The organism is Pseudomonas sp. RA_15y_Pfl2_54, from assembly GCF_963971015.1.
GTDB lineage: Bacteria > Pseudomonadota > Gammaproteobacteria > Pseudomonadales > Pseudomonadaceae > Aquipseudomonas > Aquipseudomonas baetica_A.
The window spans coordinates 1-1,320 of record NZ_CAXAPN010000085.1; the positions used below are offsets into that span (position 1 = coordinate 1).

1 protein-coding gene and 1 pseudogene are annotated in these 1,320 nt (G+C 61.9%); both read right to left on the reverse strand.

Annotated features, from left to right (window positions below):
• Nucleotides 1-155: 155 nt before the first annotated feature.
• Complete coding sequence (locus AACY50_RS28565) at nt 156-989, reverse strand: DUF4123 domain-containing protein (protein WP_339466844.1); 834 nt, start codon at nt 987-989, stop codon at nt 156-158.
• Nucleotides 986-1,320 (reverse strand): annotated as a pseudogene (locus AACY50_RS28570) (type VI secretion system tip protein VgrG); the annotation flags it as partial. The gene AACY50_RS28565 and the pseudogene AACY50_RS28570, both read right to left, overlap by 4 nt.

A 1,320-nucleotide genomic window follows, 5' to 3' on the forward strand; every position in this document is an offset into this window, starting at 1 on the left:
TTCGTGCGCCAGCGCGTAACGCACCGGCACCACAAACAGTTCGGGCTGACTGGCGGGACACGGATGCACCGTGCAACTGATATCAGCGTGTGGCTGGGCTTTGGCCTCGCGTTCGGCCTGAGCGGCCACGTCGACCATGGCCAGTTTTTCGGCGCTCATCGGGCGAAGTCCTTGTCGGTCAGCAATTGGTGCGTCAATGCGCTGTTGAGGTTGTCCAGACGCTGGTGCGGCAACACTCGGGGTTCGTCCAGCAAACGCCGGTAGGCGCCGTGCTCGGCACCATCGGGAAAGTCAGTGCCCAGCACTGTGAAGAAACGCGCCCAGCGCAGGACTTCATCGACGGCACTGAAGCCCCGCCGTGCAGCACTGGCCTGACACTCCATGGCCCATTGCTGCAAAGCTGTCGAATCCATTGTGTTGAGGTATTGGGGGAAATAGCGTTGACCGTGCTCGATCAACTGTCTGGCAAAAGACTGGCGCTTGGCCGCGTTCAGGTGATCGAGTTGTTCCGCCGTCAGCACCAGCCAGGGCTTGTGCGCATACGGGATCGCGGGGTGCTCGGTTTGCTGATTGATCTGTGAATCCGGCAGACGAATCAGCCGTACTGGCCCCATCAGTCGATCACGCTCAGGCGAGGGCAAATCCTTCAGCCACAACGCGGTAATACGCGGGTCGTAGAAACGAAAGAAAACCGTCGCCCCCCCGTCAACCCGCGCGTGGATCAGGCCGCGCAAATGCGCCAGCACTTGATCTTCGACGGCCTCAGACTCCAGCCAGATGCCCGCCGTTGCGCTCCACTCCTGCCAAAAAACCGTTGCCAACGGGCTATCGGGGGTCACACCGATCAGCACGGGGCCGGCCTTTTCCAAAGCGCTGTAGGCGGTACGCTGATAAAGCGAGTGAACAGGCGCGCCGCCCGTCAGCTCGAACAGGCGATCCGAAAGTTTGTCGATCTGGATTCGATCCAGCAACAGATAAGCCCGACTCATGCGTTCACCTGCGCCAGTTTTTCGCACGCGGCGCAGACTGAAGCGGCTTGCTCTGCGGCCTGAGCCAGCGCGGCTATTTGCGTGGTGATGGACAGCGCGATCAGCGCCTGTGGATCTTCGGGCGCTGCCGCCAACGCTGTCTGCGCCGTGACACCCACCACTGGCGCGCCGCCCTCGACGATAGCGACGCTGCTGAAGATCCCCCCCGAATTGATGACGATGTGATGACCGCCAGCACTCAGCGTCAGGCTTGTCCCGGCATCAATCACCACTTGGCTCGCGGTAACCCGCGCATGCGGCCCGGCCTGAATCACCAGCGTTCCATCCGCCG

Coding starts and splice junctions, on each gene's coding strand:
- AACY50_RS28565 (WP_339466844.1), bottom strand. CDS start 989: ATGAGTCGGGCTTATCTGTTGCTGGATCGAATCCAGATCGACAAACTT.